The organism is Shinella sp. HZN7 (genome assembly GCF_001652565.1).
GTDB lineage: Bacteria > Pseudomonadota > Alphaproteobacteria > Rhizobiales > Rhizobiaceae > Shinella > Shinella granuli.
Window position 1 is genome coordinate 3,133,771 of the sequence record NZ_CP015736.1, and the last position, 19,184, is coordinate 3,152,954.

The window sequence follows — 19,184 nt, forward strand, 5'->3', positions numbered from 1 at the left end:
CTACTATTGCTCAAACCGTGGCGCTTTTTCGTCAAGAAGCGCGTTGACCGCCGCAACCACATGAGGCGCCTGCGCGGGATCGGCGAAAACCGCCTTGTCGAGCGCCACGAACTCCGCGCCGGTCTCGGCCGCGGCAAGGGCGGACTGCGGATCCGTGCCACCGAGCACGATGCAGGGGATCTCCACCATGGAGGCCCACCATTCGGCAAGCGCGAGGTTCTTCGGATGCGCCTCCGGCTTGATGTCGCCGCCGATCTTGCCGAAGAAGATGTAGTCCGGCTGCACCTCGCCGATCTCCAGCGCCCTGTGCCGGTCCGTCGCATTGCCGCCGCCGACGATGAGCTTCGGCGTGAACTTCTCGATGGCCTCGCCCAGTTCCTCGATCCCGCCGGTAATGTGGATGCCGTCGGCCTTCGCCCGGCCGGCAACGCGGGTATCGCCGGCAACGAGCGCCGCGGCGCCCGCCTGCTGGACGATCGGCACCAGGGTTTCGGCGTGCTTCTGGAACTGGCCGTCGTCCAGCCCGTATTGCGGCAGGATCACCGAGGCGACGTCGCCGCCCTTCAGCGCGCCTTCCAGCATCGCGGCGCGGGCGGAAAGGTCCTCGCCCTCGGGAGGATCAGCACCAGGCGGCAGCGGGTTTGGGCATCGGACATGGATGGACTTCCTTAGAATACGGCACTCGGGCTCGTCATAACAGATCAAAGCGGATAGACGGAAGAACGAACAGGATCAACCGCCCTCCATGCCCATCGACCCCACCATCTACTATGCCGCCATCCCCGCAGTCCTCCTTGTCGGCCTGACGAAAGGCGGCATGGGCGAGGCACTGGCCCTGATGGGCGTGCCGCTGCTTGCCATGGCCGTTCCGCCGGTGCAAGCCGCCGCCATCCTGCTGCCCATCCTCGTGGTGATGGATTGCGTCTCGCTCTGGATCTGGCGCCAGCACAACGACCGCACGCTGCTGAAGATGCTGCTGCCCGGCGCCCTCATCGGCATCGCGATCGGCTGGGCGACATCGGCCTATGTGCCGCGCGATGCGCTGCGCCTCATCATCGGCCTCATCACCGTGCTCTTCGTCGCCCGCTACTTCTACAATAGCTGGCGGGCACGGTACGGCTACATCGTCCCGGCCAGGCCGCACCGGCTGCTGCCCGCCGCCTTCCTCGGCACGCTGTCCGGCTATGGCAGCTTCGTCGCCCATGCCGGCGGCGCGCCCTTCCAGGTCTACGGCCTGCCGCTGAAGCTTCCGCCGCGCGACTATACCGGCGCGGGCGTACGCTTCTTCGCCATCCTCAACGCCATCAAGCTCGGCCCCTATTTCGCCCTCGGCCAGCTCGACACGACCAACCTGACGATATCGGCCACGCTGGTGCCGCTCGCCATTGCCGCAACGGCCGTCGGCGGCTTCCTCGTCAAGCGCATGAAGCCGGATGTCTTCTATCCCTTCATGTATGCCATGGTCCTCGTCGCCGGCCTGAAACTCGTCTATGACGGCGTTCTCGCCTTTCTGTGACGGCCGGGAAACCGGGTTCTTCGCAGCGCACAAAACGCTTGCCGCAAATGCTGCTTTGCCATAGCTTTCGGCCATGGCGCACCCGGACCCCTTCACGGCGATTGCCGATCCCAACCGCAGGTTCCTGCTGGAGGAGCTGCGCCGCGCGCCGCGTACGGTCAACGAGCTGTCCGAAGGCCTGCCGATCAGCCGCCCGGCGGTCTCGCAGCACCTGAAGGCCCTGCTCGACTGCAATCTCGTCAGCGTCAAATCCGAAGGCACGAAGCGCATCTACGCCATCAACGCGAAGGGTTTCGACCGGCTCAATCTCTGGCTGGACCAGTTCTGGTCGTAACGCCCGACGTCCCATCCTGAAACAGGACGCCCCGGCGCGCCATCATGGCGGCCAGGGCGTCTCGACATCTAAGGTTTTCGTGTACCGGGAGCGGTTTCGCGAATTGGGCTCCTACCCTGGTCCTCCCATACAGACCAACTGTTCCGCGACCCTCACCCCTTCTGTAACTTTGGAAAAATCCCTGTCTTTTCAGTGAGACGAGCCGCGAAGGCGCTCGATCTCGTCCTTGATGCGCAGCTTGCGACGCTTGATGTCTGCAATCGTCTGGTCCTCGGAGGAGGGCTGATTCATTGCAGCGTGCAGCTCTGCCTCCAGAGCGAAGTGCTTCTTTTCGAGCGTGGCCAGATGAGCCTCAATCGTCATGTGACAGTTCCTTCCTTTTGCTTGCACCCGGTCATTTGCATGCCGGGTGATCCAGGTTGCAACAGAACCAGTGTGCCATGTCATTTTTCATTTGTCGAAGGCGAAAACGTGGCAAGGGATAACTTCCCGTTACCAGGGGTTTCGTGGTAGGAGCAGCCTTCATACAAGCTGGAGGATCGCGGCTCGGCCGCGTCGCCGACGACGGGGAAAGAATAGCATGGCAGACCAGGAACAGGCTGAATTGCGGCTTGCAGCCGCACGGCTTCGCCAGGAGCACGAAGACTACGATGCCGCTATCAACGCAATGATCCAGGTCGGCTGCGAAGCCCTCAGAATCCAGCGCATGAAGAAGAAGAAACTGGTCCTCAAGGACAAGATTTCCAAGCTGGAAGACCAGATCATCCCCGACATCATCGCCTGAAAGCGGGAAAGACGCCTTGGACACGACAGAAACGCCCCCCGTCGCCATCATCATGGGAAGCCAGTCCGACTGGGAGACGATGAAGAACGCCGCCGATACGCTCGATGCGCTCGGCGTCGACTACGAGGCCCGCATCATTTCGGCGCACCGCACGCCCGACCGGCTCTACAGCTTTGCGCGCGGGGCGAAGGCGGAGGGTTTCAAGGTCATCGTTGCCGGCGCCGGCGGCGCGGCCCACCTGCCCGGCATGGCCGCGGCGATGACGCCGCTGCCGGTCTTCGGCGTGCCGGTCCAGTCCAGGGCGCTGTCCGGCCAGGACAGCCTGCTCTCCATCGTGCAGATGCCCGCCGGCATTCCGGTCGGCACGCTCGCCATCGGCAAGGCCGGCGCCGTCAATGCCGCCCTGCTCGCCGCCGCCGTTCTGGCGCTGAGCGATCCGGAACTCGCCCACCGCCTCGATGAATGGCGGGACAACCAGTCGAACGCCGTCGCCGAATATCCCGTGGACGGCCCCCTATGAGCACCCGCACGATCGGCATCATCGGCGGCGGCCAGCTCGGCCGCATGCTGGCCATGGCGGCTGCCCGGCTGAACCTCAGGACCGTCATCCTCGAACCGCAAGCCGATTGTCCGGCCGCGCAGGTCGCCAACGCCCAGATCGTCGCGGCCTATGACGATGCGGATGCGCTCGCGGAACTCGCCCGCGTCTCAGACGTCGTCACCTACGAATTCGAGAACGTGCCCGTCTCCGCCGCCGAGGCGCTCGCCGCGGCCGTTCCGGTCTATCCGCCGCCGCGCGCGCTGGAGGTCTCGCAGGACCGGCTTATCGAAAAGCGCTTCATCCGCGACTGCGGCATCCGCACCGCCGATTTTGCCGCCGTGGACAGCCAGGTCGACCTCGAAGAGGCGCTCGACCGTTTCGGCGGCGTCGGCGTCCTGAAGACGCGCCGGCTCGGCTATGACGGCAAGGGCCAGCGGCTTTTCCGTTCCCCCGCGGAGGAACGCGACGGCGCCTTCGAGGCGCTCGGCGGCGTGCCGCTGATCCTCGAAAGCCTGGTGCCGTTCGAGCGGGAAGTCTCCATCATCGCCGCGCGCGACCGCGACGGCACGATCGCCTGCTACGACCCGGCGGAAAACGTCCACCAGAACGGCATCCTGCACACTTCCACCCTGCCCGCCCGCATCAACGAGGCGACCGCCGACCAGGCCCGCAAGGCTGCGCGCGCCATACTCGACCAGCTCGGCTATGTCGGCGTCATCGGCGTGGAATTCTTCGTGTTGCAGGATGGCGGGCTCGTGGCCAACGAGATCGCACCGCGCGTGCACAATTCCGGCCACTGGACGGAGGCGGCCTGCATCATCTCGCAGTTCGAGCAGCATATCCGCGCCGTTGCCGGCCACACGCTCGGCGATCCCCGCCGCCATTCGGACTGCGTGATGCAGAATCTCGTCGGCGACGACATCGAGGACGTTCCCGCCTGGCTCACCAGACCCGGCGTGCTCGTCCATCTCTACGGCAAGACCGAGGCCCGGCCGGGTCGGAAAATGGGGCATGTCACGCAGATTCTGGACTGACGCGATTCCTGGAAAACTGTGCGTAAAAGCCTCCCAAGCCCGCCAAGGACGCTGGAAAACCAGCCTGTGTCGCGGAAAACCCGCCACAAATGGTTGACAGCACAAAAGCGACAAGGTACATGCCTGCCAACCCGAGAGCGCGCCCGAAACGGCGCGTTTTTGATTGAGGAAATCCGGCGAACTCGAGTCGCCCTGCAATACGCGGATCAGAAAAATGAAGATCAAGAATTCGCTCAAGTCGCTCAAGGCTCGTCATCGCGAGAACCGCCTTGTTCGCCGTAAGGGCCGCATCTACATCATCAACAAGCAGAACCCGCGCTTCAAGGCCCGCCAGGGCTGATTGGCGTCGTGGTCGCCATCCCGCGAGCGGGATGTGATGATCGAGAAATATTGATTTGAAGTTGGGCCATGGCGGTTTACCATAACCGCCATGCGCTTTTTTATGCTTTCAGCACTCTGTCTTTCCCTCGCCATGATCGGTACCGCACCGACCGCTGCGCTTGCGCAGGCGGTGGACAAGGCATCCGTCGATCCCGCCTCCAGCACCTTCACGACCCAGGCGCAGCGCCTCGACAAGCTCTTCACCGAGCTGAAACACGAGGGCAATGCGGATACGGCCCGCGGCATTGCCGACCAGATCCGCCGGGAATGGCAGGAATCGGGCAGCGCCAGCATCAACCTTCTCATCCGGTGGGCCGACAAGGCCATTTCAGAGGAAAAGAACGCCGCAGCGCTCGATTTCCTCGACGAGGCGATTCGCCTGAAGCCCGATTATGTCGAGGGCTGGAACCGGCGCGCGACGCTGCATTTCAAGATGGGTAACTATCGAAAGTCGATGTCCGACATCAACCGGGTGCTGGCCATCGAGCCGCGTCACTTCGGCGCGCTCGCCGGCATGGCGGCGATCCTCGCGCAGTCGGGCCGGGACGAACTGGCGCTGAGGGCCTGGGAACGCTTCCTCGACATCTATCCGAGCGAGCGGCAGGCGCAGAAGGAAATGGGCAACCTCGCCGAAAAGCTGACCGGCCAGCGCACATAGCCTGCGACGAGGAACCCGCCTGGATCGGCACTCTCACCACAAACCGGACTACACCGTCACGGACCTTGCCATCTGGGCGCTGGAGAAGGCCGGCAGGAATCGGCAAGGCGGGCCGAGGCCCGCCTTGCGAAGGTTCATAAGAACAAGCTCAGACGCCGCTGACGCCGTCCGCGCCGATATAGGCGATGCGCAGCATGTTCGTCGCGCCGGGCGTGCGCAGCGGCACGCCGGCCGAGATGATGATGCGGTCGCCCGGCTTGCCGAATTCTTCCGTGACGACGATGCGGCAGGCACGGTTCACCATGTCGTCAAGGTCTTCCGCATCGCCCGTGACGACGCAGTGCAGGCCCCAGACGACCGAGAGGCGGCGGGCCGTTTCGATGACTGGCGAGAGCGCCAGGACCGGCACTTCCGGCCGCTCGCGCGCGGCGCGCAGGCCCGTCGTGCCCGACGAGGTGTAACAGACGATGGCCGACAGCTTCAGCGTCTCGGCGATCTGGCGGGCGGCGAGCGAGATGGCGTCGGCGCCCGTGGCTTCCGGCGTCGAACGCTGGGCATAGATGATGCCCGGATAGTGCGGGTCGCGCTCGACCTTGCTGGCGATCGAGGCCATGGTGGAGACGGCCTCGACCGGATAGTCGCCGGAGGCGGATTCGGCCGACAGCATCACGGCGTCCGCGCCTTCGAAGACGGCGGTCGCGACGTCAGAGACCTCGGCGCGGGTCGGCACCGGGGCCGAGATCATCGATTCCAGCATCTGCGTTGCGACGACGACCGGCTTGCCCGCACGGCGGCAGGCGCGGATGAGCTGCTTCTGCAGGCCCGGAACGGCTTCCAGCGGCATTTCCACGCCGAGGTCGCCACGCGCCACCATGAGGGCGTCGGACAGCTCGATGATCTCATCGATGCGCTCGATCGCCTGCGGCTTCTCGATCTTCGACATCAGGCCGACGCGGCCGCGCGCCACCTTGCGCACCTCGGCAAGGTCTTCCGGGCGCTGGATGAAGGACAGCGCCACCCAGTCGACGCTGCCGGTCGCCAGGACCGCATCGAGGTCGACGCGGTCCTTCTCGGTCAGCGCGCCGACGCCGAGCAGCGTATCGGGCAGGCTGACGCCCTTGCGGTCGGAGATCTTGGTGCCGGAGACGACGGTGCAGACGATGGACTTGCCGTCCGAGCTTTCGGCGCGCAGGTGCAGCTTGCCGTCGTCGATCAGCAGGCGATGGCCGGGCTTGACGGCTTCCAGGATTTCCGGATGAGGCAGGTAGACGCGCGTGTTGTCGCCGGGCACGTCCTTGTTGTCTAGCGTGAAGGTCTGGCCGGGTTTCAGCTCTTCCGATCCGTTGGCGAACTTGCCGACACGCAGCTTCGGGCCCTGGAGGTCGGCGAGGATGCCGATCGGGCGGCCGCAGCGGGCTTCCACGGCGCGGATGCGGCTGATCAGCGTGCGCATCACGTCATGGCTGGCATGGCTCATATTGATGCGGAACAGATCGGCCCCGGCCTCATGCAGCTTCTGGATCATCTGCTCGTCGGACGATGCGGGTCCGAGCGTGGCGAGGATTTTGACTTTTCTGTTCCGTCTCATCAGTTCTGGCTTTCCTGGGTCCCTGGCGTATCTGAGAGCTGCACCATCCAGCTCCCCTGTCGGCCCGTGTCATATTCCTTGAAGCCCATGCGCTGGAAACCGCGTGCGAAGCAGTCCTGCACGCCGGTGATCTTGAACTCGTTCTCGGCGACGCACATGTTGACGTCGCCGGTCCAGCGGCCGCCGCGGGCGGCATCTTCGGCATAGAGGTAATAGTAGCGCGACTGCAGCTCGCCCTCGATCAGCGTGGCGCAGGTGGTCGCGGGAACCTGCCACCAGCCTTCGGTGATCCAGCCTTCCTTGGCGCGGTAGCCGATGGCGACACCGACAAGGTTCTGCGTGCCGTTGCAGACGCGGAAATCGGCTCTTGCCGCATCCGGCACGGAAAGGGCGGCAAACCCTGCGAAAGCAAAGAGGCCGGCCTGGAAGAGGCCGCGGGCTTTCGGGAAAAACGGGCGATGGCTCTTGGCTCTCACGGCTTCCGATGCAACTCCGTTGATTTGATCTCGCGCTTTCTTGCGACGGCGGGGCATGAATGTCAACGCAACACTAATCGATTACAATTTCACGACGAGAGAAGGATTCTTTCCCGAAAGGCGAGGCACTGCGCTTGCGGCTCCCATTGCCCCATGCGATCAGTCGGCATGAGCGATGCACATTCGGCAAAAGGCATGCAGGATCACTCCCCCTTCGAAATCATCGACGGCGACCTCGGCCTCGGGCTCGTCATCCTGGCGGACCACGCCACCAACCGTCTTCCCGAACGCTACGGTCGCCTCGGCCTGCCGGACAGCGCCTTCGAGCGCCACATCGCCTACGATATCGGCGTCGAGGGCGTGGTGCGCGGCCTGAATGCCCGGCTGAACGCGCCTGTCGTCATGAGCCGCTTTTCCCGCCTCCTGATCGACCCCAACCGCGGCGAGGACGATCCGACGCTGGTAATGCGCATTTCCGACGGCGCGATCATTCCAGGCAATCACCCAATCACATCAGAAGAATGGCAATACCGGCTGGAAACCTTCCATCGCCCCTACCACGATGCCGTGTCCCGGACGATAAAGGCCGTCGCGGAAAAGACCGGCAGGGCGCCGCTCGTCCTCTCCATGCATTCCTTCACGCCGGCCTGGAAGGGGGTTGCCCGGCCCTGGCAGGTGACCGTGCTGTGGGACAGCGACCCGCGCGCCGTCCGGCCGCTGCTGGCCGGGCTCGAGGCGCAAGGCGACGTCGTGGTGGGCGACAACGAACCCTATGACGGGGCGCTGCGCGGTGACACGATGTTCCGCCATTGCATGCGGCCCGGCATCCCGCATGCCCTCATCGAAATCCGCCAGGACGAGATCGCCGAACCCGCCGGTATCGCCCGCTGGGTGGAGCGGCTCGCGCCGGTCTTCGCCCGGTTGAATGCGGACGAGACGCTGCACACCTATACCGTATTTCCCTCCCGCACGGGACCCTATTGAGGCCAAGACGATGACCGACCTGAGCAAGGAACAGCAGACCGAATTCGAGGCCGCCGCCTTCCGGCGCCTCCTCAGGCACCTCGCCGAGCGCAGCGATGTGCAGAACATCGACCTGATGAACCTTGCCGGCTTCTGCCGCAACTGCCTGTCGAACTGGTACCGCGAGGCGGCGAACGAAGCAGGCGTGCCGCTCGACAAGGAGGCCTCGCGCGAGATCGTCTATGGCATGCCCTATGAGGAATGGCGTGCGCGCCACCAGCGCGAGGCGAGCGAGGCGCAGAAGGCCGCCTTCGAGGTGAACCGCCCGAAGGAATGAGCCTTACCCCCGTGAAAATCGGGGAGCAGGCCTTGATCTTGCCGGAAGTTCGCGGCAAGTCACGGCCTTCGAATTTTATCCCATCCAAGGAGAAGACCATGTCGGATGCCCACGGCGTCGCCCGCGACCAGCTTCGCGCGTTCATCGAGCGGATCGAGCGCCTCGAGGAAGAAAAGAAAACCATCGCCGACGACATCAAGGACGTCTATGGCGAGGCCAAGGGCGTCGGCTTCGACACCAAGATCCTGCGCAAGGTCATCCAGATCCGCAAGCAGGACAAGGACGAGCGCATGGAGCAGGAAGCCATCCTCGACACCTATCTCCAGGCCCTCGGCATGGTCGAGCTGCCGCCGGACGCGTGATACGCCGTCAAGCATCCTGGGAATTTCCCGTCATGCTCGGGTCGAGCCAGAGGATGACGGGAGTCGGCGAGCAAGGCCGATCAATAAAAAACCCGCCGGATCACTCCGGCGGGTCTTTTGTTGGGAATGAACCCAAATCTCAGTTCTCGGCGCTCTGGAACTTGCGCACTTCCATGAAGTTCACAGCAGTTCCGCTGAAACGGCCGGCGTCGATGGATTTCTCCTCCGGCTGGAAGCCGGCCATGTAGACGGTTGTCGGCGCGGCGCGCAGCGTGCGGCTGACGAAGCGCGGCGCCTTGACGGGCTTGGAGAACGTCGCGACGCGGCCCTGGGTCAGCGCCCATTGCGAGATGATCTTCTGCGTCAGCTTCGGCTCGGTGCGGATGGCACCGCGGCTCGCCGCATCGGCATCCTTCTTCTTCGGGCGGCCGCCCTTGGACATCGTTTCTTCCGCCGGCTTGCCGTCGAAGGCATCGAGCCCTGCCAGCGAACGCGTGCCGCGGGCATTGGTGGAGACGAGCGCCGCCATTTCGACCGGGCCGCCCGCAGTGCCATCCGCCGTCGGATCGGCAAGCGCGGCAAGGCCGGAGCGATCGGCAGCAATGGGCAGGGCGACATCGGCTTCCGCGGCGGCCATCAGCGCGGTCTGCGACTGGTCGAGCGAAACCTCGGGACGCAGGCCCGGCACCGGCACCATGGCCAGTTCTTCCGCATCCTCGACGGCCGCTTCCGCGGTCATGATCGCGGCCGGCTCGGCATCGCCCGGTTCGGTGCGCGCACCGAGCAGGACCGGAAGCGGGATCTTGTAGGCCGCAAGGTCCTCGAATTCAGGCTTTTGCTCTTCGGTCGTCGCCGCTTCGAGGGCCGCAACGGCGGTGCTCGTCGTCGGGGCGACAAGGGCAAGCTCGTTCGCCGTCTCGGCGGCCTTGAAGGCAGGGCGGCTGCCCGGCACCGGCGCGGTGAAGGCAAGCTCCGTCTCGACTTCCGTCACGACCGGCTTCTTCTCCTCGACGACCTTCCTCTTCGCGCCCGCGCCGCCTTCGTCGAAGTTGTCGGCAATGGTAGCGCTGCTGGCGATCATTTCGGGTTCTTCATCCTCATCGCCGCCGCCACCGAAGAGGGCAGCGAGGAAGCCGCCCTTGCGCTTGGACGCCGCCGGGGTGGAGCCGCCACCGGCCACCTGGATCGTGTCCGCGCCGACGCGGCGCTTGTAGTCGGCAACCGCCTGCTGGTAGCCCGGCAGCGGCTTGCCGTCGGTCGGAACGTGCATGGTCTTGCCGTCCGGGAAGAGGCTGACCAGCTCCTGGCGGCTCATGCGCGGCCAGGCGCGCACGCTGCCGACGTCGAGATGTACGAAGGGAGAGCCGGAGGTCGGATAATAGCCGACGCCGCCGACCTGGAATTTCATGGCTGTGGCGCGCAGCGTCGCGAGCTTGACGCCCGGAATGTAGAAGTCCATCGCCTTGCCGAGCATGTGCTGGCTCTTCTTGGCGACACCCTTGGAGCGCGAGCGCAGCATGCCGTTGGTCGCCGGCGAGCGATAAGCCGAGACGACGTTGATGTAACCGGTCGCGCCGACCTTCTGGTAGACTTCCCAGACGAGGTCGAGGAGCCGCGGATCCATCTTGGTCGGCTCGTTGCGGCGCCAGTCGCGCAGGAACTGGTTGATCTGCTTCAGGCCGCGCGCATCATAGCGCCCGTTGCGCTTGAAGGTGATCTCGGCCTTTTCCTTGGTGTGGATGAAATAGAGCTTCAGCGTCCGGCTGCCGCTTTCGGCCTGGACCGTGGCGGGAATGGCCGTGGGCAGGATGAGGGCAGCAGACAGCACAGCTGTGGACAAAGCCTTAGGCAGCTTTTGCAACACTGTCTTGCAGAGGCTGCCCAGGGATGCCCCGGGGCGCTTCATCGATGCGAACAAATTTGCCAACTCTTTCCCCGTCCGAAGGACAACGAACGTCCGTTATCCCAGATGACTGCCAATTGCGGTGAGAGCATGGCAAATACGCCACACTCGTCGTCGCGCACCCGTTATAGTGAACAATCCACTAACAGGGAATAAACGGCAATCGAGAAATCGCAAGTGGCCGGGATTCCAAGGGTTTTTACGCAGCTTCTTTCAACGGATCGTCCGGATCGATGCCATAATCCTTCAGTTTGCGATAGAGAGTCGAGCGGCCGATGCCCAATTTGCGGGCAACCTGGCTCATCTGGCCATGATAAAACTTCAGGGCAAAGCGGATCAGTTCCTCCTCCACATCGGCCAGCTTGCGCACGTGGCCGCCCTTATCGACGCTGGCGATCGCGTTTTCCGGGCCGGTTTCGGCGCTTGGCGATTCGTTCGGGCGGAAGTCCGGATAGACGCTGGGAAGGCGCGTTTCGGCGGCCGGCTCGGGCGTGCGCTGGCTTGCCGATTCCCAGGTGACGGCACCGTCCTCGGCAAGACCGTAGCCCGGCACCTGTGCGGCGATCTGCGGGAAGTCGGCAGCGGTGAGCTCCGCGCCCTCCGAGAGCACGACGGCACGGAAGATGGCGTTTTCGAGCTGGCGGATATTGCCGGGCCAGTCATAGGCCGTCAGCAGCGCCATTGCGGCGGCGGAAACGCCGAGCGGACGGGCCAGCTTCTGCTCGCCGGCAAAGCGCTGCACGAAGGCGCGGACCAGGACCGGAATGTCCTCCTTGCGCTTGCGCAGCGCCGGGATCGTCACCGGGAAGACGTTGAGGCGATAGTAGAGGTCCTCGCGGAAGCGGCCCTCGCGCACCTCGTTGATGAGGTCGCGGTTGGTCGCCGAGATGAGGCGGACATTGACCTTCTGCGGGAAACGGGCGCCGATCGTCTCGATCTCGCCCTGCTGCACCGCGCGCAGCAGCTTCACCTGCACGTCGAGCGGCAGGTCGCCGATCTCGTCGAGGAACAGCGTGCCGCCGTCGGCCTCCATGAACTTTCCGGTATGGCGCTCCGTCGCGCCGGTGAAGGCGCCCTTCTCGTGGCCGAACAGGATGCTTTCGACGAGATTGTGCGGGATCGCGCCGCAATTGACGGTGACGAACGGCTTGTGCGCCCGGTCGCTCGCCGCCTGGATGGCGCGGGCCACCATTTCCTTGCCGACGCCCGATTCGCCTTCCAGCACGACCGGAATGTTCGATTGGGCAGCACGGCGGCCGAGTTCGATGACGCGCAGCATTTCGGGGCTGGCCGAAACGATATCGTCGAAATGCACCGTCTCGCTGCGGTGGCGGCGCCCGCCGCGGCCGCGGCCTTCGCGCTGGTCCATCTTCAGCGCATTGCCGACGGCGACGTTCAGCCGCTCCGGCGAGACCGGCTTCACCACGAAATCGAAGGCGCCGGCGCGCATCGCCATCACGACCGTCTCGATGCCGCCCTGCCCCGTCTGCACGATGACCGGAATGGTGTTCTCCCGTTCGGCCAGCGCTTCCAGAAAGGCCGAACCGTTCATTTCCGGCATCATCAGGTCGAGCAGGATCACATTGATGAGACCGCCCTTGCGATCGAGCAGATCGAGGCCCGCACGGCCGTTTTCCGCCATATGGGCGACATGGCCGGAGCGCTCGATCATGTTCTTCAACAGCCTGCGCTGGACAGGATCATCGTCGATGACAAGAATATGGGCCGTCACTGGAACCTCCTTGCCTAAAGGCGTGCGTCATGCACGCCCCAAGGGAACTAGACACCAGCGGACCATGGCAGAAAGGGTTGAACATGCCGTTTTGAGAAAGGCTTGCATTTTAACCATTGCCGACGCAAGCAAGGGGCCGATCCGCCCATCCTGGAAGAGAGACAGACGATGACCCGATTTTCCCGATCCCCCCGCATCGCCTTCGCGCCGGCCGACGCCGCCGCAGCCGCTGAACTGGGCGATCTTCCCGGCTGGAACCTTGCCGATCTCTATCCCTCGCAGGCGTCCCCGGAATTTGAGGGCGACATGAAGAAGGCCGAGGCCGATGCGCTCGCCTTCGAGGCGAAATGGAAGGGCAGGCTGGACGCCGCGACGGAAAAGACGGGCGACGAGGGTATCGGCGCGGCCGTCAGCGAGTTCGAAGCGCTGGAAGACGTGATGGGCCGCCTCATCTCCTTTGCAGGCCTTACCTATTTCACCAACACGACCGATCCGGCGAACGGCAAATTCTACGGTGACATTCAGTCGAAGCTGACCGATCTCGGCGCTCATCTTTTGTTTTTCTCGCTTGAACTCAACAGGATAGCGGACGAGCGCATCGAGGCAGCGCTGGCAAATGACGCCCTTGCGGCGCACTACCGCCCCTGGATCGAGGACCTGCGCAAGGACAAGCCCTACCAGCTCGACGACAAGACGGAACAGCTCTTCCTCGAAAAATCGATGACCGGTGCGGCGGCCTGGAACCGGCTCTTCGACGAGACCATGGCCTCGCTGCGCTACACGATCGACGGCGAGGAGGTGCCGCTGGAAATCGCCCTCAACCAGCTCCAGTCGCCGAACCCGGACGACCGCCGCGAGGCGGCGCAAGCGCTGGCGAAAACCTTCAAGGACAACATCCGCACCTTCACGCTGATCACCAACACGCTCGCCAAGGACAAGGAAATCTCCGACCGCTGGCGCGGCTTTTCCGACATCGCCGACAGCCGGCATCTTGCCAACCGCGTCGAGCCGGAAGTCGTCGCCGCCCTCGCTGCGGCCGTACGCGAAGCCTATCCACGCCTCTCACACCGCTACTATGCGATGAAGGCGAAGTGGCTCGGAATGGAGCAGATGGACTATTGGGATCGCAACGCGCCCCTTCCCGAGACACCCGACGCGGTGATCCCCTGGAACGAGGCACGCGACACCGTGCTCTCCGCCTACAGCGCCTTCGCGCCTGAAATGGCCGATATCGCCCAGAAATTCTTCGACAAGGGCTGGATCGACGCGCCGGTGCGTCCCGGCAAGGCCCCGGGCGCCTTTGCCCATCCGACGGTGCCCTCCGCGCACCCCTATGTGCTCGTCAACTATATGGGCAAGCCGCGCGACGTGATGACGCTCGCCCATGAACTCGGCCATGGCGTGCACCAGGTTCTCGCCGGCGGCCAGGGCGCGCTGATGGCCTCGACGCCGCTGACGCTGGCCGAAACCGCCTCCGTCTTCGGCGAGATGCTGACCTTCCGGAGCCTCCTCGACAAGACCAGGGACAAGCGCGAGCGCAAGGCCATGCTCGCCCAGAAGGTCGAGGACATGATCAACACGGTCGTGCGCCAGATCGCCTTCTACGAATTCGAGCGCAAGGTGCACACCGCCCGCAAGGAAGGCGAACTGACCGCCGACCGGATCGGCGAACTCTGGCTCTCCGTGCAGGAGGAAAGCCTCGGCCCGGCGATCAGGATTTCCGAGGGTTACGAGACCTACTGGGCCTATATCCCCCACTTCATCCACTCGCCCTTCTACGTCTATGCCTATGCCTTCGGCGATTGCCTGGTGAACTCGCTCTATGCCGTCTACCAGCAGGCGGAAGCGGGTTTCCAAGCAAAATATTTCGACCTGCTCAAGGCCGGCGGCACCAAGCATCACACCGAGCTGCTGAAGCCGTTCGGCCTCGATGCGAGCGATCCGTCGTTCTGGAGCAAGGGACTGTCGATGATCGAGGGGCTGATCGACGAACTGGAAGCGCTTGATAGGGCCTGACCTCGAAAGAAGAAGCCGCGCATGACCGACCGCGAACGCTTTGTGCTCCTCAGGGACGACCGTGAGGACCGGACGGTGGTTTTCGCCGATCCGCTCGCCGTCGTCACCGTGCGCGAGCGCGCCGACTTCGAGCCCGCCTTCGCGGCCTTGCAGGCGGCGCATGACAAGGGCCACTGGATCGCCGGCTTCATGAGCTACGAGGCCGGCCATCTCTTCGAGGAAAAGCTGGCCCCCTTCGCGGTGGAGAACCGCCCGACGCCGCTGATGAGTTTCGGCATCTTCGAAAAGCCGGCGGACGACCACCCGCTGGCAACCCCCCGCCAGCGCACCGAAAACGAGCCCTTCCTCACCGAGCCGAAAGCCGGCTGGGATTTCGAGACCTACCGCAGCCGCTTCGACCGCCTGCACCAGCATCTGCGGCAGGGCGACTGCTACCAGGCCAACCTCACCATGCCGATCCGCGCCCGCTGGACCGGCGACCCGCTCGCCGCCTTCTGGTCGCTGATCGAACGCCAGCCCGTGCGCTACGGCGCCTTCGTCTCGCTCGACGGGCCGTTGCTGCTTTCGCGCTCGCCGGAACTCTTCTTCGACGTCGACAAGGACAGCTGGATCGAGACGCATCCGATGAAAGGCACCGCGCCGCGCGGAACGAGCGTAGCGGAAGATGCCGAGATCATCGCCGCCATGCAGGCCGATCCGAAGTCGCAGGCGGAAAACCGCATGATCGTCGATCTGCTGCGCAACGACATCTCGCGCATCACCGAGGTCGGCACGCTTCACGTGCCGAAACTCTTCGCCGTCGAGACCTATCCCACCGTGCACCAGATGGTGAGCCATGTGCGGGCCAAACTCCTGCCGGGGATCTCGATCCGCGACATCTTCGCCGCCCTCTTCCCCTGCGGCTCGATCACCGGCGCGCCGAAGATGAGCGCCATGAAGATTCTGCACGACCTGGAGGACGGCCCGCGCGACGCCTATTGCGGCGCGATCGGGATGATCGCACCGGACGGAACCATGCGCTTCAACGTGGCGATCCGCACCGTCTCGATCTTCGAGGACGGCGAAGCGGTCTTCAATGTCGGCGGCGGCATCGTCTTCGATTCGACCGCCGAGGCGGAATATGAGGAATGCCTGCTGAAGGCGCGCTTTGCGGTGGGGGATCAATGGATATCTCGCTGATCGAGACCCTGCGCTGGGAAGCCGGCTTCGTGCGGCTGGAGCGGCATCTGGCGCGGCTGGCGCGCTCGGCAGCGGAACTGGGATTATCGGGGGCCGAGGGGGCACGGCAGGCTTTGTTCGCTGCGCTCCCCCCCTCTGCCCTGCCGGGCATCTCCCCCTCAAGGGGGGAGATCGATGGAGGGCGCTCACCACTCCATCAGGCAGACGGCGCGGCAGCGACACCGACCGCTTGGACAGGAAACCCTGGCTCCTCGCCGATCTCCCCCCTTGAGGGGGAGATGCCCGGCAGGGCAGAGGGGGGTGCACGGCACCCCTCGCCTCTCCGCATCCGCCTCGAACTTTTCGCAGACGGCCGGATCGAAGTGCAGACCGCCCCCTTCACGCCCCTCCCGGCGGACACGACATGGCACCTGAAGATCGCCATCACCCGTCTCGTCTCCGCCGATCCGCTGCTCCGCCACAAGACCTCCCGCCGTGCCGCCTATGCCGCGGCCCGTGCCGAATTCCCGGCAGCGGAGGTGGATGAGGTGATCCTCCTCAACGAACGCGGCGAGCTCTGCGAGGGCACCATCACCTCGCTCTTCCTCGACGACGGCACCGGCGTGCTGAAAACGCCGCCACTCGCCTGCGGCCTGCTGGCCGGCGTGCTGCGGGAAGAATTGCTGGAGAGCGGCAAGGCCGTCGAACAGATATTAAGACCGGACGATCTTGCCCGTGGCACGATCTTCGTCGGCAATTCGCTGCGCGGGCTGATCCGGGGCACGCTGACATGAAACGGCCAGTCCATACGCCCTACGACGGCTCCGCCCGTCTCTTCACCATCGGCCTCGGCCCGCTCGACCCCGCCCGCTGGATCGAGCCGGACGGCGATCTGGAGCGCTACCTTCTCGAAAAGGGCCGGCTGATCGCCGGACATCGCGACACCGTCTTCGTGGAGGAGGCCGGAACACGCGCCGCGCAGCAGGAGGTTCTCGACCTCCTCGCCGAGCATGTGACGGCGCAGCATCCGTCCCTCTATCGCCGCGCGGGCTCGGCGATCGCCACCAAAGACCGCACCATCGATCTCGCTGCCGACGAAGCCCCGCTCGTCACCGCCGGCGGGCTGGTGCAGGAAGACCTCGTGCTGATGCGCCGCGACGACAGCGGCTGGCGGCTCGTCGCCGGTTACGTCGCCTTCCCCTCCTCCTGGTCGCTGCCGGAAAAGTTCGGCCGGCGGATGGAGGATATCCACGCGCCCGTGCCTGATTTCGGCGAGGGCACGCGCAATGCCCTCCTGATCAACCGCATGTTCGACAATCTCAAGGTCGAGCAGCCGGTCTTCCGCTTCAACTGGTCGATCAACCCGGACGCCGACCTGTACTATCCGGCATCCAAGGCGCATGGCGCCCTGCCCGAAGGGCACGCGTTGTCGCTCGAGACCACCTTCGCCCGCGTCGAGCGCCAGACCCTGCGCAAGCTGCCGGTCTCCGGCGACATCCTCTTCACCATCCGCATCTACACCGACCCGCTCGCCGCGCTGCGCACGCTGCCCGAGGCGCGGAGGATCGCCACCGTCTTCGCCGACCAGCTCGAGGCGCTGAACCTGCCGCAGGCGACCTACAAGGGGCTTGCCACGAAAAGGGCGGCGCTGGTGGCGGAATTGCGGGCGGTTGCGGCCGGTTAAGAATATCACGACGGAAAACCGCAGCCACCCTTTATTGTGACAGAAAACTGTGCTCTAGCGCTGCCATATTATGCTATGGGGCCCGTCGAGACCCTGATTTTACAGCAAAGCGGCCGGCCGCAGGAGAACCAAATGGCAGACAGCACCTATCCGGTTTATGGCGAGATCACCGGCCCGATCGTGATGATCGGTTTCGGCTCCATCGGGCGCGGCACGCTGCCGCTGATCGAGCGCCACTTCAAGTATGACCGGAACCGGCTGATCGTCATCGAGCCGCGCGAAGACGCCGCCGACGCGGAGATCTACGCCCGCCACGGCGTGCGCCACGTCAAGGCGCATGTCACCAAGGAGAACTACAAGGATCTCCTCAAGCCGCTTCTCACGGAAGGCGGTGGCCAGGGTTTCTGCGTCAACCTCTCCGTCGACACGGGCTCCGTCGACCTGATCAAGCTCTGCCGCAAGCTCGACGTGCTCTATATCGACACGGTCGTCGAACCCTGGCTCGGCTTCTACTTCGACAAGGGCATGAAGAACGCCGACCGCACCAACTATGCGCTGCGCGAGACGCTGCGCAAGGAGAAGGAAAAGCACCCCGGCGGCACGACGGCGGTCTCCACCTGCGGCGCCAATCCGGGCATGGTCTCCTGGTTCGTCAAGCAGGCGCTGGTGAACCTGGCCAAGGACCTTGGCGTGAAGTTCGAGGAGCCGACGCAGGACGACCGCGAAGGCTGGGCCAAGCTTATGAAGAAGGTCGGCGTCAAGGGCGTGCACATCGCCGAACGCGATACCCAGCGCACCAGGAACCCGAAGCCGTTCAATACCTTCTGGAACACCTGGTCGGTGGAAGGCTTCATCTCGGAAGGCCTGCAGCCGGCCGAACTCGGCTGGGGCACCCATGAGAACTGGATGCCGAAGAACGCCAAGAAGCACAAGAAGGGCTGCAAGGCCGCGATCTACCTGGAGCAGCCCGGCGCCAACACGCGCGTGCGCTCCTGGTGCCCGACGCCCGGCCCGCAATACGGCTTCCTCGTCACCCACAACGAGTCGATCTCGATCGCCGACTTCTTCACGGTGCGCGACAAGGACGGCCACGTCACCTACCGCCCGACCTGCCACTATGCCTACCACCCGGCCAACGACGCCGTGATCTCGCTACATGAGATGTTCGGCAACGGCGGCAACCAGCAGCCGGTGCTGCATGTTCTCGACGAGAACGAACTGGTCGACGGCGTCGACGAACTCGGCGTGCTGCTCTATGGCCACGACAAGAACGCCTACTGGTACGGTTCGCGCCTGTCGCTGGAAGAGACCCGCCGCCTCGCCCCCTACCAGAACGCCACCGGCCTGCAGGTGACCTCGGCCGTGCTCGCCGGCATGGTCTGGGCGCTGGAAAACCCCAAGGCCGGCATCGTGGAAGCCGACGAGGTCGACTACAAGCGCTGCCTGGAAGTGCAGACGCCCTATCTCGGCCCGGTCGAAGGCCACTATACCGACTGGACCCCGCTCGACGGCCGCCCGGGTCTCTTCCCGGAAGATCTCGACACGAAGGATCCGTGGCAGTTCAGGAACATCCTGGTCCGCTGAACCGGCTTTCATTCCATGACAGGACGCCCGCGACCAGACCGCGGGCGTCTTTGTTGCAACCCTCGTTCCACCCGCTGTCGTCATCCTCGGCCTTGAGCCGAGGATCCAAAGCCGCGTCCGCAAGCGGGCGGAT

Annotated in this window: 20 protein-coding genes and 1 pseudogene; 15 read left to right on the forward strand and 6 right to left on the reverse strand. The window is 64.7% G+C overall.

Annotated features, from left to right (window positions below):
- Positions 1–3: 3 nt before the first annotated feature.
- Positions 4–656 (reverse strand): annotated as a pseudogene (locus tag shn_RS15195) (thiamine phosphate synthase).
- An 89-nt stretch (positions 657–745) separates the two neighbouring features.
- Between shn_RS15195 and shn_RS15200 the strand changes: the two are divergent.
- Both shn_RS15200 and shn_RS15205 read left to right on the forward strand, forming a co-directional pair.
- The gene (locus shn_RS15200; protein ID WP_064331146.1) at positions 746–1,516 is read left to right on the forward strand and encodes a sulfite exporter TauE/SafE family protein; all 771 of its coding nucleotides are present in this window, start codon (positions 746–748) and stop codon (positions 1,514–1,516) included.
- A gap of 73 nt (positions 1,517–1,589) precedes the next feature.
- Positions 1,590–1,850 carry a helix-turn-helix transcriptional regulator gene (locus shn_RS15205; RefSeq protein ID WP_064331147.1) on the forward strand — a complete coding sequence of 87 codons (261 nt, stop codon included), beginning with the start codon at positions 1,590–1,592 and terminating at the stop codon, positions 1,848–1,850.
- 189 nt (positions 1,851–2,039) lie between these two features.
- On the opposite strand, the gene shn_RS34815 is transcribed toward shn_RS15205, so the two are convergent.
- Positions 2,040–2,213 (reverse strand): YdcH family protein, encoded by a 174-nt coding sequence (locus shn_RS34815; protein WP_064496056.1) that lies wholly within the window; start codon positions 2,211–2,213, stop codon positions 2,040–2,042.
- 217 nt (positions 2,214–2,430) lie between these two features.
- On the opposite strand from shn_RS34815, the gene shn_RS15210 reads away from it, so the two are divergent.
- From shn_RS15210 to shn_RS15230, 5 genes are all read left to right on the forward strand, one after another.
- Positions 2,431–2,634 carry a YdcH family protein gene (locus shn_RS15210; protein ID WP_024271181.1) on the forward strand — a complete coding sequence of 68 codons (204 nt, stop codon included), beginning with the start codon at positions 2,431–2,433 and terminating at the stop codon, positions 2,632–2,634.
- 52 nt (positions 2,635–2,686) lie between these two features.
- Positions 2,687–3,154, forward strand: coding sequence for a 5-(carboxyamino)imidazole ribonucleotide mutase (gene purE / locus shn_RS15215; protein WP_064332637.1), 468 nt, complete (start codon positions 2,687–2,689; stop codon positions 3,152–3,154).
- On the forward strand, positions 3,151–4,209 hold the full coding sequence (locus shn_RS15220) for a 5-(carboxyamino)imidazole ribonucleotide synthase (RefSeq protein WP_064331148.1): 1,059 nt from the start codon (positions 3,151–3,153) through the stop codon (positions 4,207–4,209). Before purE ends, shn_RS15220 begins: the two co-directional genes overlap by 4 nt.
- Before the next feature lie 214 nt (positions 4,210–4,423).
- Positions 4,424–4,549 carry a type B 50S ribosomal protein L36 gene (gene ykgO, locus shn_RS15225; protein ID WP_024271182.1) on the forward strand — a complete coding sequence of 42 codons (126 nt, stop codon included), beginning with the start codon at positions 4,424–4,426 and terminating at the stop codon, positions 4,547–4,549.
- 81 nt (positions 4,550–4,630) lie between these two features.
- Positions 4,631–5,248, forward strand: coding sequence for a hypothetical protein (locus shn_RS15230; RefSeq protein WP_064331149.1), 618 nt, complete (start codon positions 4,631–4,633; stop codon positions 5,246–5,248).
- 148 nt (positions 5,249–5,396) lie between these two features.
- Here the strand turns inward: shn_RS15230 and pyk are convergent, their stop codons facing one another.
- A complete protein-coding gene (gene pyk, locus shn_RS15235; RefSeq protein ID WP_064331150.1) occupies positions 5,397–6,836 on the reverse strand; it encodes a pyruvate kinase in 1,440 nt (479 codons plus the stop codon).
- Positions 6,836–7,312: a DUF1036 domain-containing protein gene (locus shn_RS15240; protein WP_064331151.1), complete on the reverse strand. Its 477-nt coding sequence runs from the start codon at positions 7,310–7,312 to the stop codon at positions 6,836–6,838. Before shn_RS15240 ends, pyk begins: the two co-directional genes overlap by 1 nt.
- 195 nt (positions 7,313–7,507) lie before the next feature.
- Between shn_RS15240 and shn_RS15245 the strand changes: the two genes are divergently transcribed.
- The 3 genes from shn_RS15245 to shn_RS15255 all read left to right on the forward strand — a co-directional run bounded on the left by shn_RS15245 (position 7,508) and on the right by shn_RS15255 (position 8,974).
- On the forward strand, positions 7,508–8,296 hold the full coding sequence (locus tag shn_RS15245; RefSeq protein ID WP_064331152.1) for an N-formylglutamate amidohydrolase: 789 nt from the start codon (positions 7,508–7,510) through the stop codon (positions 8,294–8,296).
- Positions 8,297–8,306: 10 nt separating this feature from the next.
- Positions 8,307–8,612, forward strand: a complete 306-nt coding sequence (locus shn_RS15250; protein ID WP_064331153.1) for a DUF1244 domain-containing protein — start codon at positions 8,307–8,309, stop codon at positions 8,610–8,612.
- A 98-nt stretch (positions 8,613–8,710) separates the two neighbouring features.
- Entirely contained in the window at positions 8,711–8,974 is a 264-nt protein-coding gene (locus shn_RS15255) for a DUF2312 domain-containing protein (protein ID WP_064331154.1), read from the forward strand.
- A gap of 139 nt (positions 8,975–9,113) precedes the next feature.
- Here shn_RS15255 and shn_RS15260 read toward each other — a convergent pair whose 3' ends face one another.
- Together shn_RS15260 and shn_RS15265 are read right to left on the reverse strand one after the other, a co-directional pair.
- The gene (locus shn_RS15260) at positions 9,114–10,901 is read right to left on the reverse strand and encodes a DUF882 domain-containing protein (RefSeq protein WP_064331155.1); all 1,788 of its coding nucleotides are present in this window, start codon (positions 10,899–10,901) and stop codon (positions 9,114–9,116) included.
- Between the two features lie 175 nt (positions 10,902–11,076).
- Entirely contained in the window at positions 11,077–12,609 is a 1,533-nt protein-coding gene (locus tag shn_RS15265; protein ID WP_064331156.1) for a sigma-54 dependent transcriptional regulator, read from the reverse strand.
- Between the two features lie 168 nt (positions 12,610–12,777).
- On the opposite strand from shn_RS15265, the gene shn_RS15270 reads away from it, so the two are divergent.
- The 5 genes from shn_RS15270 (at position 12,778) to shn_RS15290 (ending at position 19,051) form a co-directional block, all read left to right on the forward strand.
- Complete coding sequence (locus shn_RS15270) at positions 12,778–14,625, forward strand: M3 family oligoendopeptidase (protein WP_064331157.1); 1,848 nt, start codon at positions 12,778–12,780, stop codon at positions 14,623–14,625.
- A gap of 21 nt (positions 14,626–14,646) precedes the next feature.
- Positions 14,647–15,804 carry an aminodeoxychorismate synthase component I gene (locus shn_RS15275; RefSeq protein WP_064331158.1) on the forward strand — a complete coding sequence of 386 codons (1,158 nt, stop codon included), beginning with the start codon at positions 14,647–14,649 and terminating at the stop codon, positions 15,802–15,804.
- The gene (locus shn_RS37060) at positions 15,789–16,577 is read left to right on the forward strand and encodes an aminotransferase class IV family protein (RefSeq protein WP_245337309.1); all 789 of its coding nucleotides are present in this window, start codon (positions 15,789–15,791) and stop codon (positions 16,575–16,577) included. Before shn_RS15275 ends, shn_RS37060 begins: the two co-directional genes overlap by 16 nt.
- Positions 16,574–17,467: a DUF3445 domain-containing protein gene (locus shn_RS15285; RefSeq protein ID WP_064331160.1), complete on the forward strand. Its 894-nt coding sequence runs from the start codon at positions 16,574–16,576 to the stop codon at positions 17,465–17,467. Before shn_RS37060 ends, shn_RS15285 begins: the two co-directional genes overlap by 4 nt.
- A 132-nt stretch (positions 17,468–17,599) precedes the next feature.
- Complete coding sequence (locus shn_RS15290; protein WP_064331161.1) at positions 17,600–19,051, forward strand: homospermidine synthase; 1,452 nt, start codon at positions 17,600–17,602, stop codon at positions 19,049–19,051.
- Positions 19,052–19,184 lie beyond the last annotated feature (133 nt).

Coding starts and splice junctions, on each gene's coding strand:
- shn_RS15290 (WP_064331161.1), top strand. CDS start 17,600: ATGGCAGACAGCACCTATCCGGTTTATGGCGAGATCACCGGCCCGATC.
- shn_RS15245 (WP_064331152.1), top strand. CDS start 7,508: ATGCAGGATCACTCCCCCTTCGAAATCATCGACGGCGACCTCGGCCTC.
- shn_RS15210 (WP_024271181.1), top strand. CDS start 2,431: ATGGCAGACCAGGAACAGGCTGAATTGCGGCTTGCAGCCGCACGGCTT.
- shn_RS15255 (WP_064331154.1), top strand. CDS start 8,711: ATGTCGGATGCCCACGGCGTCGCCCGCGACCAGCTTCGCGCGTTCATC.
- shn_RS15275 (WP_064331158.1), top strand. CDS start 14,647: ATGACCGACCGCGAACGCTTTGTGCTCCTCAGGGACGACCGTGAGGAC.
- purE (WP_064332637.1), top strand. CDS start 2,687: ATGGGAAGCCAGTCCGACTGGGAGACGATGAAGAACGCCGCCGATACG.
- shn_RS15205 (WP_064331147.1), top strand. CDS start 1,590: ATGGCGCACCCGGACCCCTTCACGGCGATTGCCGATCCCAACCGCAGG.
- shn_RS15285 (WP_064331160.1), top strand. CDS start 16,574: ATGAAACGGCCAGTCCATACGCCCTACGACGGCTCCGCCCGTCTCTTC.
- shn_RS37060 (WP_245337309.1), top strand. CDS start 15,789: ATGGATATCTCGCTGATCGAGACCCTGCGCTGGGAAGCCGGCTTCGTG.
- shn_RS34815 (WP_064496056.1), bottom strand. CDS start 2,213: ATGACGATTGAGGCTCATCTGGCCACGCTCGAAAAGAAGCACTTCGCT.
- shn_RS15220 (WP_064331148.1), top strand. CDS start 3,151: ATGAGCACCCGCACGATCGGCATCATCGGCGGCGGCCAGCTCGGCCGC.
- ykgO (WP_024271182.1), top strand. CDS start 4,424: ATGAAGATCAAGAATTCGCTCAAGTCGCTCAAGGCTCGTCATCGCGAG.
- pyk (WP_064331150.1), bottom strand. CDS start 6,836: ATGAGACGGAACAGAAAAGTCAAAATCCTCGCCACGCTCGGACCCGCA.
- shn_RS15270 (WP_064331157.1), top strand. CDS start 12,778: ATGACCCGATTTTCCCGATCCCCCCGCATCGCCTTCGCGCCGGCCGAC.
- shn_RS15250 (WP_064331153.1), top strand. CDS start 8,307: ATGACCGACCTGAGCAAGGAACAGCAGACCGAATTCGAGGCCGCCGCC.
- shn_RS15200 (WP_064331146.1), top strand. CDS start 746: ATGCCCATCGACCCCACCATCTACTATGCCGCCATCCCCGCAGTCCTC.